Genomic DNA, 18,062 nt, shown 5'->3' with positions numbered 1-18,062 from the left:
GAGTATTTTGATAAGATATAAACAAATTAAATATATCTATTATAATACTAAAAAAAATATAAAATATCAAATAAAAAAGAGATTCAAAAGGGGTGAAAAATAATGAAACTTTCAACTAAAGGAAGATATGGAGTTAGAGCTATGGTTGATTTAGCATCTAATTATGGCGGTGCCCCAGTTTCAATAAAGACTATATCAAAAAGAGAGAATCTTTCAGAGTACTATTTAGAACAGTTATTTAGTCCACTTAGGCGAGCTAATATGATAAGAAGTATAAGAGGCGCGCAAGGAGGATATGTCTTATGCAAATCACCAAAGGAAATAACTGTAGGTGATATTATGACTATTCTAGAAGGGCCAATTGAAATAGCAGATTGTATTGATGGTGTTGAATGTGATAGTGCAGATTGCTGCGCAACTAAAGCAGTATGGGAAAAGATTAAAAGAAGCATAGATGATGTAATGAATTCAATCACATTACAAGATATACTTGATGATTATGAATCAATAAAAAATAAAAATGGCGGCATAAAGATTGCAGATAGGAGTGAGTAATTATGAAAAATGTGTATATGGACTATTCAGCTACAACATTTGTAAAACCAGAAGTGCTTGAAGAAATGCTACCTTATTTTACTGAAAAATTTGGTAACCCATCTTCTTTTTATGGAATATCAAGAGAAACAAAAAGAGCTATAGATAATGCAAGAGAGCAGGTAGCAAAAGCATTAAATTGCTTACCTGATGAAATATATTTTACTGGTGGTGGATCAGAAGCTGATAACTGGGCAATTAAAGGGATTGCGTCAGCACACAAAAATAAAGGAAACCACATAATAACAACTAAGATAGAACATCATGCAGTTCTTCATACTTGTGAATATTTAGAAAAGAATGGTTTTGATGTTACATACTTAGATGTTGATGAAGAAGGTTTTATCAATTTAGAAGATTTAAAGAATGCTATTACTGATAAGACAATTTTAGTAAGCATCATGTTTGCTAACAATGAAATAGGTACAATTCAGCCAATAAAAGAAATTGGTGAAATTTGTAGAGAAAAGAAAGTATATTTCCATACAGATGCAGTTCAAGCGGTTGGAAATGTTCCAGTAGATGTTAAAGAAATGAATATAGATATGCTATCACTAGCAGGTCATAAAATTTATGGACCTAAGGGAATAGGAGTTCTATACATCAAAAAAGGAATTAAGATTGATAATTTAGTTCATGGTGGAGGCCAAGAAAGAAATAGAAGAGCAGGAACAGAAAATATTGCTGCTATTGTTGGTCTTGGTAAAGCAGTCGAACTTGCAAATGATAATTTAGAAGAACATATGAATAAATTAATAGCTCTTAGAGAAAAGCTAATAGATGGACTTTTAAAAATTCCATATACTAGATTAAATGGTCCTAGAGGAGAAAAAAGACTTCCTGGAAATGTAAATGTATGTTTTAGATTTATAGAAGGTGAATCAATTTTACTTTCATTAGATTTTAAAGGTGTATGCGCGTCTAGCGGTAGCGCTTGTACATCAGGGTCTTTAGATCCATCACATGTATTACTTTCAATAGGCCTTCCGCATGAAATAGCTCATGGATCACTAAGATTAAGTATGGGTGAAGGTTCAACTGAAGAAGATGTGGATTATGTTCTAGAAGTTTTACCACCAATAATTGAAAGATTAAGAAATATGTCACCATTATGGGATGACTTTTTAAAGAAAGGGGATAATTAATATGATATATACAGAAAAAGTAATGGATCATTTCCAAAACCCAAGAAACGTAGGAGAAATTGCAGATGCAAATGGCGTAGGTGAAGTTGGAAACGCAAAATGTGGAGATATAATGAAAATCTACTTAAAGGTAGAGGATAATATAATAAAGGATGTTAAATTTAAGACTTTTGGATGTGGCTCAGCTATAGCATCATCTTCGATGGCAACTGAATTGATTAAAGGAAAGACTATTGATGAGGCTTGGGAATTAACTAATAAAGCTGTTGCAGAAGCATTAGATGGTCTTCCACCAGTAAAGATGCACTGTTCGGTTTTAGCAGAAGAAGCAATTCACAAGGCTATAAATGATTATAGAGCAAAAAATGGATTAGAAGTTATACCAATGGAAGAACATAGTGATGAAGATTTGCATGCTGCTGTGCATGGAGACGAATAATAGGAGAATATATGAAGAAAAAAGTTTTAGTAGGTATGAGTGGTGGTGTAGATAGTTCTGTTGCAGCATATTTATTAAAACAGCAGGGATATGAAGTCATCGGTGCTACAATGCAGATTTGGCAGCATGATGAGGAATTTGAAGAAAGAGAAGGGGGCTGCTGCTCCCTTTCTGCTGTTGATGATGCAAGAAGAGTATGTGACAAACTCGATATACCATTTTATGTTTTAAATTTTAGAGATTATTTTAAAGAAAAAGTTATTGATAAATTTGTTCAAGAATACATAGATGGAAAAACACCTAATCCTTGTATTGAATGTAATAAGCATTTAAAGTTTGATGAACTTTTAAGGCGTGCAAGAGGAATTGGTGCAGATTATGTGGCTACAGGGCATTATGCTAAAATTGAAAAACGTAATGATCGATATCTTTTGATTAGATCCGACGATGATAGTAAAGATCAGACTTATGCCTTGTATAATTTTACCCAGGATCAATTAGCACATACGTTAATGCCTTGCGGAGCTTATGAAAAAACAAGAATAAGAGAAATAGCAAAGGAAATAGGTCTTGCTGTTCATAACAAAAAAGATAGTGAAGAGATATGCTTTATTTCAGATAATAATCATGGAAAATATATTTCAGAAGCAGAACCTAATAGGGTTAAGCCAGGTAATTTTGTTGATAAAAATGGAAATATACTTGGCAGGCATAAAGGCATTGTATATTACACTATAGGCCAAAGAAAAGGTCTTGGACTTTCTCTAGGCAGACCAGTTTTTGTGACAAATATTAATGCAAAAACAAATGAAGTTGTAATAGGCTCTGAAGATGATATATTTAAAACAGAATTAATAGCAACAGATGTCAACTTTATTCCTTTCGATAAACTTGAAGGGGATCTGGAAGTTAAAGCTAAGATTAGGTATTCTGCAAAACCAGCAGATGCAGTTTTAAGTCCGCTGCAAAATGGTAGAGTCAAGGTAATCTTTAAAGAAAAACAAAGAGCAATAACTAAAGGCCAATCAGTTGTATTTTATAATGATGAAATAGTTGTAGGCGGCGGAATAATAGAAAGCATAATTTAATAAATATATTTAATAGCTAAGAGTGAATTTTATATTTACTTTTAGCTATTTTTTTATCAATCAATTATTATTTATAGAATATTTTAAAAATATTTTTTAAACAACAGAGTTAATACTAAATATAAGTTTCTCATGAATAATTTTCCTTTTCCTTGGGTATTCTATACACAATAAGATTATATTTGGAGGAGGAAAAATGTTTAAAACTAGGGATTTTTACTTTAAAAAGGTTTATAACATGAACGGTAAAAAAATCGGTATAATAGAAGATTTATATATTGATTTCTATTTGGGAAAAATAGTAGGCTTTAAAGTATCCAATAGTCTTTTATTTTCTAAGAAGAATTATATAGACATGGAAGATATTATTGATATAGGAGAGGACATAATAATAAGCAATATTAGAAAAGGTGAGGGCTTAAATTTTAAAGAAATAAAGTATATGGAAGTTATCGATACAGCGGGAAATGTAAAAGGTGTTTTAGAAGATATGATAATTGACATAAGGGATTATTCAATAAAAGCAATAGTAATAAGCTCAGGGTTAGTAGACAAAATGATAAAGGGTAAACAAATCATTCTCTTAAATAGGTGCATACTTGGTGAAAAGTATATTCTATACATAGGGAATGAAGGAGTTTTATTTAAATCAATGCCTCACAATATGGAAAATTACAATGGTAGTAAGAAAGCATAAAAAAGAAGTACTATTGTTTCTAACCTTGACATGTGTTCTATTATTAGTCTTAGCTTATTTCCTTAATAGTTCAGTAAAAACAATAATAAATATAATTATAATATCTTTTGTCTTATCATATACCTTAAGTCCAATTAGAGATGTATTTGAAACAAAACTTAATGTTAGTAAGAAAATGTCATCAATACTTGTTATATTAATCATCATAGGAATAGTTACTACATGTATAATTGCTATAGTTCCTGCATTGTTCAATGAAATAGCTAATATTAGCAATATTTTTTATAGTATAAATGATTTTCTAAAGGGATTATTTGATAAATTTAATCTAAATAATACAATAACAAGTAATATAATATATAACGAATTATTAGAAAGAGGAAATGCCATTTGGATTGATTTTTCAGAAAATGCTGTTGAAAATCTAATTAACATTAACGAGCATATTATATCTTTTGCTATTACTCCAATTATGATTTATTATTTTTTGTGTGATGGAAACAAGATTTATAATAAAATTCTATTATTATTGCCAACACAAAAGCGTGGAATAACGAAAAAAATTTTGAGTGACATAGATAGAGTATTAACCAGATACATAACAAGCCAGCTATTACTTTGTGGGGTAGTAGGGATATTGACTTTTGCTTTATTGCTGCTATTAAAAGTTAAATTTCCTTTATGGATTTCCATTTTAAATGCAATATTCAACATAATACCTTATTTTGGACCGGCATTTGGTGCAATACCAGCTGTTATAGTAGCACTTTTAGATTCACCGATAAAAGCACTGTGGGTGATAATTGGAATGTTTGTCATTCAACAATTGGAAGGCGATATTTTAGCTCCTAAAATTACAGGAGATAGTACTGAGATGCATCCTTTTGTAATAATAATTTTATTGCTTATAGGAGATAAGTTTGGAGGATTTATTGGAATGGTATTAGTTGTACCTATAGCTGTAATGATAAAGGTTCTTTATGATGATATTAATTACTATTTGTTTTAAGTTTTAACAAAAACGGCTCGTTAAAAATAATTTATATGAAGTTTTAGATGATAAATTTATGTAAGTAAATTTACCATCTTTTTAATTTTTGGAAAATAATTACTTGGATATAAATAAATTAGTGATATAATAAAAATAGGCAAAAAAATGTAAAAAAGTACATAATTATATATTGTTTTACTTTTGTTAATTATTTTGTAAAAAATATGTTCTTTTGCTTTTGGGAATTAAAGTATTGATTCAGTAAAAATTAATAAAATATTATGAATTCTCAAAAGTCAAAAAATTAAAGTTTAGAGGTTAGATAATCATGTTCTAATATAGATTTATTAAGTGATTTTCTTATTCAGGAGGTAGAAATATATGTTTGAACATATATACGAGCAAGAAAAAAGTTACATTATAGAATCAAAAAAGAGGAGTATAGAATTAGGACTAGATCCTAATAACCCTAAAATGGCCCTGAATACTATGTCGGAATCAGAATTAGGTAGAAAGAAAGATATGTATAAGGAAGTTTTAGAGGTTGTAAAATTTTTTAGTAATAAAATGCTTAAATCTTTAGAAAGTACGCCCATGCTAGTAACTATTACAGATGAAAAGGGATATTTATTAGATATTCTTGGAGATGAAGCCATAGAAGAAACAATGTCTAAATTAGGAATTAAGCCAGGTATTCAATTTAGTGAAGAGGATATGGGTACAAATGTGGTTAGTTTGACTCTTAAACAAAATCATCCAATAGAATTGATAGGGAAGAGTCATTATCATACCTATTTACAAGATTGTGCTTGCTATGGAGCCCCATTTCATTATTCAGATGATGATAATTTGCTTGGAAGTATATGTATTATGACAGCAGAGATACTTCATAATCCATTTTTTTTAATGACAGTAACTACTGTAGTTGATGCTATAGAGCGTGAATTATTACTTAGGAAACAAAATCGTAAAATTAATAAGCAAAAAGAATTGCTATATAAATCAGAAAAAAAGCAAAGAGAAATTCTTGAAAAAGATCTCATTATGAAGGACGAATTTATAACTCTTATTACCCATGAATTTAAAACACCAATAAATGTTATTTATTCAGCTATCCAATTAATTGAACAGGTATATACTAGTCAAATTCCTCAATCTGTTATAAATCTTATAGGAAATATAAAACGAAATGCCTTTAGACAATTGAGACTTGTAAATAATTTATTGGATATTACAAAATTAAATTCAAAACAATTTAAAGTAAATTCAAAGAATGTGGATATTGTGAATTTAACAAAGAGAATTACAGAATCCATAGACATATATGCAGGTCAGAAGAAAATTAAACTAAATTTTAAAACTAATGTGAATAGTATAAATACCGCAATAGACGATGAAAAATATGAACGTATAATTTTGAATCTTGTATCAAATGCTATAAAGTTTACGCCGGAAGGAGGAAGCATAACTGTTAAGGTCAAAGAAAATAAGAAGAATAAAACTGTATCGATTGCTATATGTGATACTGGCATAGGAATACCAAAGGATAAGCACAAGATGATTTTTCAACGTTTTGGACAAGTTGATAATAATCTTTCAAGGCAGGCAGAAGGCAGCGGCATTGGTTTAGCTCTTGTAAAGATGTTAGTAGAAATTTTGGAAGGACATATAAAAGTAAGCAGTGAATTAGGTATTGGTAGTACATTCACAATTACATTACCTGTTAAAGAAGAAATAGTTGAGGAAGAAAATAGAGTGTTCATAGCTTCAGATAATAGGTTGGTGGATGCCATTAGTGTTGAATTTTCTGATATTTATTTTTAAAGTAATTACTTATAAAAATTATATGTAATAAATAGTTGTTTATAGTTTAGGCAAATTATTTGAATTATAACTTTTAATAAATTTTGTGTCTTGAACATAGAGAAAGGAATGATGAGTATTATGGAGTATAATAAATTATTTACACCATTCAAAATTGGTAGTATGGAAGTTAAGAATCGGATAGTTTTTTCACCTATTGGAATTAATGCCTCTAACATTGATGGGACTATTTCAAATGATGAAATCAATTATTATGAAGAACGTGCAAGAGGCGGAGTTGGAATGATAATTATGGGAGCACAGTTTCTTTCGCAGGATATTGCGCAGGGGCCTCTTTCAGGTATATTAGAGCATACATATGTAATACCTCAGCTTACTACTATCTGTGAAGCTGTGCAGAGATATGGAACTAAAATAGCTGCTCAATTATGTTGTGGTACAGGACGTGATGCAGCGCCTAACATACATGGAGATCCACCAATGTCAGCATCACCTATACCAGCAGCCTATAACCCAGAAGTTAACTGCAAACCTATGAGTTATGATGATATACAAGAGGTTATGAAAAAATTCGCACATTCTGCAAAATTAGTTAAAGATGCTGGTTTTGATGCAATTGAAGTACATGGTCATGCTGGAGATTTAATAGATCAATTTATGTCACCAATATGGAATAAACGTGAGGATGAGTATGGTGGAACAGATGAAAAACGTGCGCGTTTTCCAATAGAAATTGTTCGCTCAATTCGAAATGCTGTTGGACCAGATATGCCAATACTATTCCGTATATCTCTTGATCATCGCTTTGAAGGAGGACGTACTATTGAAGACAGCATTCATCTTATTAAATTATTAGAAGAGGCTGGGGTAGATGCTGTAGATATAGATTCAGGAGCTTCAGAAGCAATTGATTATGTTTTCCCACCTGCATATTTGGGTGATGCATGTATGGAATATTTATGTGAATCAGCTCGCAGATTTGTTAAAATTCCAATACTTAACTCGGGAAATCATACACCTGAAACAGCAGTTAAATTAATAGAATCTGGAAATGTTGATTTTGTAATGTTTGGTCGTCCTCTTATAGCAGATCCAGAAATGCCTAATAAGCTTATGAATGATAATCGTGAAGATGTCCGTCCTTGTATTCGTTGTAATGAGGGGTGTATAGGACGTATTGTAACTAGATTTACTAAGCTAAGCTGTTCGGTAAATCCGCAAGCTTGCAATGAAGAGCGTTTCCGAATCAAAACTACTAAAGCTCCTCAAAATGTTGTAGTTATAGGAGCTGGACCAGCAGGTTTAGAAGCGGCACGTGTTGCCGCAATTGAGGGACATAAAGTTACTTTATTTGAAAAAGAAACAGTTATTGGTGGACAGTTAACAGTGGCTTCAACGCCTGTTTTTAAGAGCCAGTTGCGTAGATTAGTGGATTGGTATGGTGTTCAGCTTAAGAAATTAGGAGTTGATGTTCAACTTAATAAGGAAGTTTCAGCTGATGATAATGTATTAGCTGAGTGTGATAAAATCATTGTAGGAACAGGTGCAGTTCCAGTTAATCCTCAAATACCTGATATTGATGATTCTAATGTTATTAATTTAATTGAGCTGCACAAGAATAAGGAACTACTAAAAGGTGAAAATATTGTTATATGCGGGGGTGGCTTGTCAGGGTGTGATTGTGCGTTAGAACTTGCTACAGAAAAAGGTAAGAAAGTTACAATTGTTGAAATGGCAGATGCAATTGCAAAGAATGCTTTATTTGTTAATGCAGCATCATTAATACCTATGCTCGCTAAAGCAGGAGTGAAAATTTATACAAATAGTAAAGTTATATCAATTGATAGTCAAGGTGTTTATATACAAAGAGATTATGGCTCATCTGAATTTATAAAAGCTGATAATGTAATTACGGCCTTTGGTATGAGAAAAAATAATAAACTGGCAGAAGAAATAAAAGCAAAATATCATATTAAAACCAGAGTCGTAGGTGATTGTGAAAAAGTGGGAAACGTTGGTGATGCTATACGTATGGGCTTTTTTGCAGCACTTAGCTTTAAATAAACTAATTAATATTTAAAAGATAATAATACAATTTGTAAAAGGAGAGATTCATATGAAAAGCATAGCATCGATTTTAGTAGCAAATTTTAGAAAGTGGAAAATTGGTCATGTTTTTGGGATACCAGGAAGACCGATTGAATCTTTAATTATGGAAATGTATAAACAAGATATAAATTTTATTTTATGTAAACACGAAAGCGGTGCTGGTTACGCTGCTGCAGGTTATTCATTAATGAACAAGAAACTAGGAATAGTTCTTGTAACTTCAGGTCCTGGTGGTACAAACGCTCTAACAGCTGCAGGACAAGCAAAAGCTTACCATGTACCAGTATTATTTATCACGGGACAACAATCCATGCATAATGTAGGAAAAGCTATAGGACAGGATTCTACAATTTTTGGTACTGATTTAGTTAGGATGTTTGAACCAGTTACTAAATTTAGTGCTAGAATTGAAAGATCCGATCAGTTTCAAATATACTTAAAACATGCATTAGAGAAGGCATATTCTGGAGTTAAAGGTCCAGTCCATTTATCTATACCAATGGACATACTTGATGAAGAAATAGATGAATTTGAACTTGATTTACCAAATAATGTAGATAAACTAATATCTTCGAGATTGGATGAATTTGCCAATAAACTTAATAATTCTCAGAAGCCTGTGATATTGGCAGGTAAAGGTATTCATTCAAGTTTAGCTTATGAAGAAGTTAAAAATTTAGCTGAAATTTGGGATATACCAGTTATGACCACTCCAGGAGGAAAAGGAACATTTATTGAGAATCATCCATTATCACTTGGTGCGTTAGGTTTAGGTGGTACAGAGAGATCAAGTGAATATATTAAAGAAGATATTGATTTAATGATTGTTATAGGGAGTAAACTATCGGACATGTCGTTAGCTGGTATATCTTCAGAAAATTATCCTAAAGAAGTTATTCAGCTAGATTATAATCCTACATTTATAGAAAAATCTTTACCAGTTTCAACTTTGCCGATAATAGGAGATATTAAAGCTAATTTACAATTCATATTGGAAAAGAATAAAAATAGAATAAGAAATGAGTATAATTTAGTAGAAGAAAAATATGCACCAAAAAAAATAAGCAATTGTGATTATCTTTCAGCTGCTCACGCTATGGAAATAATAAGAAAAGAGTTACCTAATGATGCTATTGTTTTTGGGGATGATGGAAGTCATTCATTTTATGCAATAAGATATTTTAATATCAGAAAACCAGGCACATTTTTCTTTGATGATGTATTTGGAGCGATGGGACATGCTATAGGATACTCAATAGGTGCACAATTAGCAAATTGTAAGTCTAGAATTATCTGTTTAACTGGTGATGGATGTACTTTTATGCAGGGTACTGAAATATCAACAGCAGTAAATTATAATATTCCAGTTACTTTTATAGTGTTAAATAACGGAAAGTTAGATATGGTTGATAAAGGTATGAAAAAGAATTTAGGGAAGGCAGTAGGAACAACTTATAATATACAACTGGATATTAAAAAATTTGGTGAGTCATTAGGTGTAAAATCATATAAATGCTGCAATGAATTTGAGCTAAAAGAAGCTTTAAAAATTTCAAATTTACATAATGAAACAATTTTAATAGAAGTTATGGTTGATCCAAATGAAATACCGCCAACTATGAAAAGGAGATAATAAAATGAATAAAGATTATGAAAATGGAATTAACATATTAAAACAAATGACAGATACAAATGGCGAACAAATGATAAAATCTATGGGAGAAATATTTCCAGACTTTTTGGATAAAATGATTTCTTTTGGATTTGGTCAAATATATGCAAGACCAAATTTAGATTTAAGAACAAGAGAAGTTGTAACTATAACTGCACTTATAACCCAAGGTGCATTTGAACAATTGGATTTTCATATAAAAGCAGCTCTTAAAGCTGGATTAAAACAAGAAGAGATATTAGAAATTATTCTACAATGTGCAGCCTATGCAGGATTTCCTAAGGCTTGCAGTGCATTAGTTATTGCAGGTAAAATTTTTAAATCAAAGTGATATTAATGGCTTTGTGATGCATTAAAAATAAAATATAATTAATGCTAATCCAGTAATAAATATTTTAGATAAATACTTATTATTGGATTTCTTCAAAGTATTCAGTTTTTATAATTATATTCTGTGATGATATATTTTTTAGCGTTATCAAAATTTTTTATAAGTTAATATTTGATGTGTGTTAGTTATGTAAAGTTGAATATTGACATAATTATCTATATGAAATATAATTTTTGTGAAATAATAAAATATTAAGCGTTGATTAGGATGAGTAGATTTATTATAGTTATTTCAGAGAGAAAGTGGTTGGTGGAAACTTTTTAGCTATATACTTTGAAGCTGCCTATGAGCTATGAATTACTAAGTGATGTATAGAACTTATACATAATTAGGGTGGTACCGCGGAAATTTAGCTTTCGTCCCTATGTCAATTTAGGGAGAGAGCTTTTTTGTTTGGTAAAATATTGAATGAGCATTTGAAAATACATAAATATTATGGAGGAATTATTAATGAAAATTACAAAAACTAATGATTTAAGAGAAGCATACTTAAAGTTTTTTGAAGGCAAAGATCATTTAAGAATGGAAAGTTTCTCTTTAGTTCCAAAGAATGATAAGAGTTTGCTGTTAATAAATGCTGGTATGGCACCGCTTAAACCATACTTTACAGGATTACAAGAGCCACCAAAAAAGAGAATTACTACTTGTCAAAAATGTATTAGAACAGGTGATATCGAAAATGTTGGTATTACAAGCAGACATGGTACTTTTTTTGAGATGCTCGGAAACTTCTCTTTTGCAGATTATTTTAAAAAAGAAATAATTCCATGGGCATGGGAATTTATCACAGAAGTTCTAGGGCTTCCTAAAGAAAAATTATATGTAACAATATACTTAGATGATGATGAAGCATATGAATTTTGGACTACTCTTACAGATGTAGATAAAACTCACATTTTCAGATTAGGTAAAGAGGATAATTTCTGGGAGCATGGAGCAGGTCCTTGTGGTCCTTGTACAGAAATTCACTTTAATAGAACAGATGAAATTCCAACTAATGCTGAAGAATTTGTTCAATTAGCTGATGAAGATAAGATAATAGAGTTTTGGAATCTTGTGTTCACTCAATTTAATGGAGATGGAAAAGGTAACTATGAGAAACTTGCAAATACTAATATAGATACAGGAATGGGATTAGAGAGACTTGCAGTAATAATGCAAGGTAAAAATAGTATATTTGAAATAGATACTTTAGAAAATATATTAAGTGAAGTTGCAGGTTTAGCAAATGTTAAATATGGTGAAAATCAAAAGAAAGATATTTCTCTAAGATTAATAACTGACCATATAAGATCTATAACTTTCATGATTTCAGATGATGTTATGCCATCTAATGAGGGAAGAGGATATGTATTAAGAAGACTTCTTAGAAGAGCAGCAAGACATGGGAAAACATTAGGAATTAAAGAAGCTTTCTTATGTAACTTATGTGAAACTGTTATAAGAGATTTAAGTGAAGCATATCCAGAATTAAGTGCTAAAGAAGAATACATCAAGAAAGTAATTAAAATAGAAGAAGATAAGTTTAGAGAAACTTTAGATTCAGGAACTGAAATATTAAATGGATTTATAAGCGAATTAAAAGAAAAAAATGAAAAAGTACTTAGTGGTGCCGATGGATTTAAATTATACGATACTTTTGGATTCCCGATGGAATTAACAAAGGAAATTTTAGAAGATGAAGATTTATCTTTAGATGAAGATGCATTTCATGAAGAAATGAAAATCCAAAGAGAAAGAGCTAGAAGCGCAAGAAAAACTTCTAATTATATGGGGACTGATGTTAGAACCTTAGATAATATACCAGCAGAAGTCGAAACTACTTTTGACGGATATGATAATGATGTATTAGATGCTGAAGTTAAAGTTTTAATTGAAGGTGAAGACTTTACAGAAACGATAACTGAAGGTGATAAAGCTATTATAGTAACTGATGTTACTCCTTTATATGCTGAAATGGGTGGTCAAATAGGAGATAAAGGTATTATATTCAATGATAGTTTTAAAGCTAATGTTTTTGACACTAAAAAGAATATTGGTGGAAAAATAGTTCATTTTGTTGAAGTTTTATCAGGAGAGCTTAAGGTAGGGGATAAGGTTACTATAGAAGTAGATAAAACTAGACGTGAAAATATTAAGAAAAATCATACTGCTACACATCTTTTAGATAAAGCACTAACAGTAGTACTTGGGTCGCATGTTCATCAAGCAGGATCACTTGTAACTGATGAAAGACTAAGATTCGATTTTTCTCATTTTGAAGCAATGACAGAAGAAGAGATTAGCAAAGTTGAGGATTTAGTTAATGAAGCAATAACTAGTATAACACCAGTAGTTACAGAAATTATGAATCTTCAAGAAGCAAAAAATAGCGGTGCAATTGGTATATTTGACGATAAATATGCTGATAAGGTTAGAGTTGTATGTGCTGGAGATTATTCTAAGGAATTATGTGGTGGAACTCATATTGATAATACTGGAAAAATCGGGCTATTTAAAATTGTCTCTGAAAGCGGTATTGCGGCTGGAACTAGAAGAATTGAAGCTGTCATTGGAAAAGAAGCATATAAGTTAGTTAATGAAAAGAAGGATTTATTGAAAGAAATTTCAAGTAAGCTTAAATGTTCAGAAAAAGAATTATTAACTAAACTTGATCAACACGTTAAAGAATTAAAAGAAAAAGATAAAGAAATAGCAGCATTAAAATCTAAATTTGCGTCTATGGGAATTGATGAGATAGTAGCATGTGCAAAAGTTGTAAAAGATATTAATGTAATAGCGTATGAACTAAAAGATGTTGATAGCGATACATTAAGAGATGTTTGTGAGAAAGTAAGGGATAAGAGCCCAAATAGTATTGTACTTCTTATGAGTGCAAATGCTGGAAAAGTTATTATATGTGCCATGGCAACTAAAGAGGCAATAGCCAAAGGAGCTCACTGTGGAAAATTAATAAAGGATATTTCTGCTATACTTGGCGGCGGTGGTGGTGGAAGACCAGACATGGCTCAAGCAGGTGGGAAATTACCAGAAAAAATACAAGAAGCAATTGAAGAGTCTTATAAAATAGTGGGAACTTTAGTAAAGTAGTATACTTTTTATAAAATATAGGTTATAATCAAAATATAGATTGTGAATAAATTTTATACGTAAAGTTAATAATAAATATATATGGATATCGTTTCCTTATAACATGATTAAGGGGGTGAGTTGCTTATTTAAGCAACGGTTTTATGAGTAATAATATTGAACATACAATGCAATTTGATTTAAGTAAGAATAAAGAAGCTCTTACAAAGACAATATTAACAGAGGTTTATAATTCATTACAGGAAAAAGGATATAATCCTATAAATCAATTAGTTGGATATTTAATTTCAGGAGACCCTACTTACATCACTAATTACAACGGAGCAAGAGCTTTAGTAAGAAAACTCGAAAGAGATGACATACTAGAAGAAGTAATAAAATCTTATTTAGAGATAAAGTAGAGAGTGCCCGTTTATACGGGCACTCTTAATTTTAGGCATATGAAATAAAATAATAAGTCCATGATGTATATTTTCAGTTAGACAAGGAAGTATTGAGGGACTATTAGGGAAAAATGCTGACGCAGTATAACTGTAAATAGATTAGCATGTTAACTTGTTATTTTTTGAATATTCCGTGAGAGGTGCTGTAATTTGAGAATACTTGGATTAGATGTAGGTAAAAAAACTATAGGAGTGGCGGTAAGTGATCCATTAGGGTTCACAGCTCAAGGTTTAACTACAATAAGAAGAACTAATAAAGAAAATGATATAAAAGAAATAAAAAAGTTTTGTGATGATTATGATGTTAAAATGATAGTAATCGGCTTACCAAAAAATATGAATGGAACTATAGGACCATCTGGAGAAATTATAATGGCTTTTGGTAAATTAATTGAAGAGGAACTCAAAATAGAAATAAAGTTTTGGGATGAACGTTTAACAACTGTAGCAGCGCACAAGGCAATGCTTGAGGCAGATTTATCGAGAAATAAAAGAAAAAAAATAGTGGATAAAGTAGCTTCGACATATATTCTTCAGGGATATTTAGATTTGATTTCAAGATAGTAGAAATAGTTGTTTTAAAATCTTTAATTTACTTGAAAGATAAAAAAATAAGAAAAATTTATACATAAATTAAAAATGTTTAATTTCGTATAAATTTAACTTAACGTGTTTATAAATAAAAAATAATAAGTAATAAGTAGAAGGGATAAATTTATGGATAAAGATGCAAAATTTGTTTACATACCTGATCAAGAAGGTAATGACGTAAAATTTGAAGTTATTATGTACTTTGAAATAGAAAAACTAAAAGGGCAATATATAATTGCAACACCTGCATTTGAGGAAACAGATGAAGCTTATGCTTTTAAGATTTTTAAAGATGAAGATGGAAGCGAAATATTTATAGCTTTAGAAGATGAAGATGAAGAATTTGAAATGGTATTAGAAACTTACGAAACTCTTGTTAATGAAGATGGATTTGATGTAGAATAAGTTCTGTTTACTTTTAAGTATCATAAGCAAATTATAAAGCTGTAAAAATAAAGGTAGATTTATTTAAGTGAGAAATATGAAGTGTGAGGTGTTATGTATATGGATGTATCAAATTTAATTGATATGAATGCCTTGAAAGAAGATTTAAAGAAAAAGGGTTATAAATTAACGCCACAAAGAAGGTCTATTGTTGATACTATCATAGAAAATGAAGGTCAACATTTAACAGCAGAAGAAATCTACGATAAAGTAAAAATAAGTTGCCCTGAAATTGGATTGGCAACTGTATATAGAACTGTTCTACTATTAGAAGAGTTAGGAGTTATATCTAGATTAGAATTGAATGATGGATGCAGTAGATATGAAATAGTGCACTCTAATGAGACACATAGGCACCATCATCTTATTTGTAATATATGTCACAAAGTTTCAGAGGTTCAAGATGACTTATTAGAGGAACTTGAGTTGGGTATTGAAAAGCAATACAAATTCAAAGTTTTAGATCATAGTGTAAAATTTTATGGAATATGTGACGAATGTCAAAAGAAACAAAATGATGAATAAAAGGACTTTTCTTAAGAAAGAACCTTTGTTTATAAATTAATATAGGAAAAAGGAGGGGAAGCATGAAAAATGAAAGAGCTAAGATAAAAATAATTCCTCTTGGTGGTATAAACGAAATTGGGAAAAATATAACAGCTATTGAATATAAGGAAGATATTATTGTAATAGACTGTGGTTTAAAGTTCCCAGATGATGATATGTTTGGAATAGATATTGTAATACCTGACGTATCATACTTAATGAAAAATTCGGAAAAAATCAAGGGAATATTTTTAACTCATGGACATGAGGACCATATAGGGGCATTGCCGTATGTGTTGAGGCAGTTAAATGTCCCAGTCTATGGAACTAAGCTTACTCTTGGTATAGTTGAAACAAAACTAAAAGAACACGGTCTGTTAGCTTCAACAGAACTGATAAGAGTAAAGCCAAAAGATATAATAAAATTAGATAGTGTTTCAGTAGAATTCATAAAGACAAATCACTCCATTGCAGATTCAGTGGCAATTGCAATTCATACCCCACTTGGAGTAGTACTTCATACAGGAGATTTTAAGATCGATTATACACCAATTGACGGGGAAATGATGGATTTTGGAAGATTAGCTGAGTTAGGTAGAAAAGGAGTTTTAGTATTGATGGCTGATTCGACAAATGTTGAAAGAGCAGGATATACTATGACAGAAAAAATAGTTGGAGAAACTTTCTTGCGGTTGTTTGGCAAAGCAAAAGGTAGGATAATAGTTGCAACATTTGCATCTAATGTTCATAGAATCCAACAAATTATTACAGCAGCTGAAGCTTATGAAAAGAAGGTTGCTGTTTCGGGAAGAAGTATGGAAAACATTGTTCAAGTAGCAATAGAGCTTGGATACCTTACGGTTGGAAAAGATGTACTTATTCCAGTAGATGCAATTTCAAAATACCCTAATGAGAAAGTTGTTGTAATAACAACTGGTAGTCAAGGGGAGCCGATGTCTGCACTAGCAAGAATGGCAGCTTCTGAACACAGAAAAATTAATGTTGTTCCAGGAGATACTGTTATAATATCAGCAACGCCAATTCCAGGAAATGAAAAATTCGTTTCAAAAGTTGTGAATCAACTGTTTAAGAAAGGTGCCCAAGTAATTTATGATTCAGCAGAGAAGATTCATGTTTCGGGTCATGCTTGTCAGGAAGAATTAAAATTAATGCAAGCACTAGTAAAGCCAAAATTCTTTATACCAGTTCATGGTGAATATAGACATTTAAAGAAACATGGTGAATTAGCAATGGAAGTTGGTCTTTCGGAAAAGAATTTATTGATACCTGAAAATGGTGATGTGATCGAAGTTGCAAGAAATTTCATTAAAAAGAATGGCACTGTTGTTTCTGGTCAAGTTTTTGTTGATGGTCTTGGTGTAGGAGATGTTGGAAATATAGTATTACGAGATAGAAAACATCTTTCACAAGATGGTATTTTAACAATTGTAGTAACTATAGAAAAGCAAACTGGAAGAGTTGTGTCTGGACCAGATATAATTTCCAGAGGGTTTGTATATGTTAGAGAATCAGAAGGGCTTATGGATGAAGCTAGAGAAATTGTTAAGACTGTGCTACGAAACTGTGAGGAAAGACAAATAACTGATTGGGCAACATTAAAGTCTAAAATGAGGGATGAACTTAGAGAATTCCTTTATGAAAAAACTAAGAGAAAACCTATGATATTACCAATAATTATGGAATTTTAAATATGATAGAAAATAAATAGTTAAAATCATTGCAATGGGTCATTGGCTTTTAAAGAGCTTATGAAGGTTGGGATAATAATTATTGTAATAGGGTTGACTTTTTTTGAGGAAAAGTGTAAAATTTAAAATAGTTGTGCAGGAAATTGGATACTTTAAGTATCCAATTTTCTTTTGGGAAAAAACAGTTATAGGTTTACATTTAGGTGTTATAGCATTATAAATCTATTTGCGATAAATATATAATATTATTTTAATCATGAAATTATTTACAATATATACTTAAATTTTT

At 30.6% G+C, this 18,062-nt stretch carries 16 protein-coding genes and 1 other annotated feature; all 16 genes read left to right on the top strand.

Going from position 1 to position 18,062, the window contains the following annotated elements; translation table 11 throughout:
• Positions 1-102 precede the first annotated feature (102 nt).
• The 16 genes from COL3_RS01215 to COL3_RS01140 all read left to right on the top strand — a co-directional run bounded on the left by COL3_RS01215 (position 103) and on the right by COL3_RS01140 (position 17,773).
• The gene (locus tag COL3_RS01215) at positions 103-555 is read left to right on the top strand and encodes an Rrf2 family transcriptional regulator (protein ID WP_008424982.1); all 453 of its coding nucleotides are present in this window, start codon (positions 103-105) and stop codon (positions 553-555) included.
• 2 nt (positions 556-557) lie between these two features.
• Entirely contained in the window at positions 558-1,739 is a 1,182-nt protein-coding gene (gene nifS, locus COL3_RS01210) for a cysteine desulfurase NifS (protein WP_008424981.1), read from the top strand.
• A 1-nt stretch (position 1,740) separates the two neighbouring features.
• A complete protein-coding gene (gene nifU, locus COL3_RS01205) occupies positions 1,741-2,178 on the top strand; it encodes a Fe-S cluster assembly scaffold protein NifU (RefSeq protein WP_008424979.1) in 438 nt (145 codons plus the stop codon).
• A gap of 11 nt (positions 2,179-2,189) precedes the next feature.
• On the top strand, positions 2,190-3,266 hold the full coding sequence (gene mnmA, locus COL3_RS01200) for a tRNA 2-thiouridine(34) synthase MnmA (RefSeq protein ID WP_008424977.1): 1,077 nt from the start codon (positions 2,190-2,192) through the stop codon (positions 3,264-3,266).
• A 196-nt stretch (positions 3,267-3,462) separates the two neighbouring features.
• A complete protein-coding gene (locus COL3_RS01195) occupies positions 3,463-3,963 on the top strand; it encodes a PRC-barrel domain-containing protein (protein WP_008424975.1) in 501 nt (166 codons plus the stop codon).
• Positions 3,944-4,972, top strand: a complete 1,029-nt coding sequence (locus COL3_RS01190; RefSeq protein WP_008424973.1) for an AI-2E family transporter — start codon at positions 3,944-3,946, stop codon at positions 4,970-4,972. The genes COL3_RS01195 and COL3_RS01190 overlap by 20 nt, the downstream gene beginning before the upstream one ends.
• Before the next feature lie 363 nt (positions 4,973-5,335).
• Positions 5,336-6,778 (top strand): ATP-binding protein, encoded by a 1,443-nt coding sequence (locus COL3_RS01185; RefSeq protein ID WP_008424970.1) that lies wholly within the window; start codon positions 5,336-5,338, stop codon positions 6,776-6,778.
• Between the two features lie 90 nt (positions 6,779-6,868).
• Complete coding sequence (locus COL3_RS01180; RefSeq protein ID WP_242982083.1) at positions 6,869-8,842, top strand: NAD(P)/FAD-dependent oxidoreductase; 1,974 nt, start codon at positions 6,869-6,871, stop codon at positions 8,840-8,842.
• A 52-nt stretch (positions 8,843-8,894) separates the two neighbouring features.
• The gene (locus tag COL3_RS01175; RefSeq protein WP_008424966.1) at positions 8,895-10,520 is read left to right on the top strand and encodes a thiamine pyrophosphate-binding protein; all 1,626 of its coding nucleotides are present in this window, start codon (positions 8,895-8,897) and stop codon (positions 10,518-10,520) included.
• A 4-nt stretch (positions 10,521-10,524) separates the two neighbouring features.
• Entirely contained in the window at positions 10,525-10,890 is a 366-nt protein-coding gene (locus COL3_RS01170) for a carboxymuconolactone decarboxylase family protein (protein WP_008424964.1), read from the top strand.
• Positions 10,891-11,139: 249 nt separating this feature from the next.
• Positions 11,140-11,317: a binding site (T-box leader), on the top strand.
• Between the two features lie 83 nt (positions 11,318-11,400).
• Positions 11,401-14,040, top strand: a complete 2,640-nt coding sequence (gene alaS, locus COL3_RS01165; RefSeq protein ID WP_008424961.1) for an alanine--tRNA ligase — start codon at positions 11,401-11,403, stop codon at positions 14,038-14,040.
• Between the two features lie 143 nt (positions 14,041-14,183).
• Positions 14,184-14,441: an IreB family regulatory phosphoprotein gene (locus tag COL3_RS01160; RefSeq protein WP_008424959.1), complete on the top strand. Its 258-nt coding sequence runs from the start codon at positions 14,184-14,186 to the stop codon at positions 14,439-14,441.
• Between the two features lie 192 nt (positions 14,442-14,633).
• A complete protein-coding gene (ruvX, locus tag COL3_RS01155; RefSeq protein ID WP_008424956.1) occupies positions 14,634-15,047 on the top strand; it encodes a Holliday junction resolvase RuvX in 414 nt (137 codons plus the stop codon).
• A 153-nt stretch (positions 15,048-15,200) separates the two neighbouring features.
• A complete protein-coding gene (locus COL3_RS01150) occupies positions 15,201-15,479 on the top strand; it encodes a DUF1292 domain-containing protein (protein ID WP_008424955.1) in 279 nt (92 codons plus the stop codon).
• Between the two features lie 99 nt (positions 15,480-15,578).
• The gene (locus COL3_RS01145) at positions 15,579-16,043 is read left to right on the top strand and encodes a Fur family transcriptional regulator (RefSeq protein ID WP_008424954.1); all 465 of its coding nucleotides are present in this window, start codon (positions 15,579-15,581) and stop codon (positions 16,041-16,043) included.
• 62 nt (positions 16,044-16,105) lie between these two features.
• On the top strand, positions 16,106-17,773 hold the full coding sequence (locus COL3_RS01140) for a ribonuclease J (RefSeq protein WP_008424953.1): 1,668 nt from the start codon (positions 16,106-16,108) through the stop codon (positions 17,771-17,773).
• Positions 17,774-18,062: the final 289 nt, after the last annotated feature.

The sequence above is a fragment of the Clostridium sp. LS genome (assembly GCF_002760435.1).
In the GTDB taxonomy this organism is placed as follows: Bacteria; Bacillota; Clostridia; order Clostridiales; family Clostridiaceae; genus Clostridium.
The sequence above is the reverse complement of the archived record's forward strand: the minus strand, read 5'-3'. Positions and strand labels throughout refer to the sequence as shown.

Bases quoted from the DNA above. Each gene is read 5' to 3' on its own strand.
- COL3_RS01160 (WP_008424959.1), top strand. From the start codon at position 14,184: ATGAGTAATAATATTGAACATACAATGCAATTTGATTTAAGTAAGAAT.
- COL3_RS01215 (WP_008424982.1), top strand. From the start codon at position 103: ATGAAACTTTCAACTAAAGGAAGATATGGAGTTAGAGCTATGGTTGAT.
- nifU (WP_008424979.1), top strand. From the start codon at position 1,741: ATGATATATACAGAAAAAGTAATGGATCATTTCCAAAACCCAAGAAAC.
- COL3_RS01175 (WP_008424966.1), top strand. From the start codon at position 8,895: ATGAAAAGCATAGCATCGATTTTAGTAGCAAATTTTAGAAAGTGGAAA.
- COL3_RS01170 (WP_008424964.1), top strand. From the start codon at position 10,525: ATGAATAAAGATTATGAAAATGGAATTAACATATTAAAACAAATGACA.
- COL3_RS01185 (WP_008424970.1), top strand. From the start codon at position 5,336: ATGTTTGAACATATATACGAGCAAGAAAAAAGTTACATTATAGAATCA.
- COL3_RS01140 (WP_008424953.1), top strand. From the start codon at position 16,106: ATGAAAAATGAAAGAGCTAAGATAAAAATAATTCCTCTTGGTGGTATA.
- nifS (WP_008424981.1), top strand. From the start codon at position 558: ATGAAAAATGTGTATATGGACTATTCAGCTACAACATTTGTAAAACCA.
- COL3_RS01195 (WP_008424975.1), top strand. From the start codon at position 3,463: ATGTTTAAAACTAGGGATTTTTACTTTAAAAAGGTTTATAACATGAAC.
- COL3_RS01190 (WP_008424973.1), top strand. From the start codon at position 3,944: ATGGTAGTAAGAAAGCATAAAAAAGAAGTACTATTGTTTCTAACCTTG.
- alaS (WP_008424961.1), top strand. From the start codon at position 11,401: ATGAAAATTACAAAAACTAATGATTTAAGAGAAGCATACTTAAAGTTT.
- COL3_RS01150 (WP_008424955.1), top strand. From the start codon at position 15,201: ATGGATAAAGATGCAAAATTTGTTTACATACCTGATCAAGAAGGTAAT.
- mnmA (WP_008424977.1), top strand. From the start codon at position 2,190: ATGAAGAAAAAAGTTTTAGTAGGTATGAGTGGTGGTGTAGATAGTTCT.
- COL3_RS01145 (WP_008424954.1), top strand. From the start codon at position 15,579: ATGGATGTATCAAATTTAATTGATATGAATGCCTTGAAAGAAGATTTA.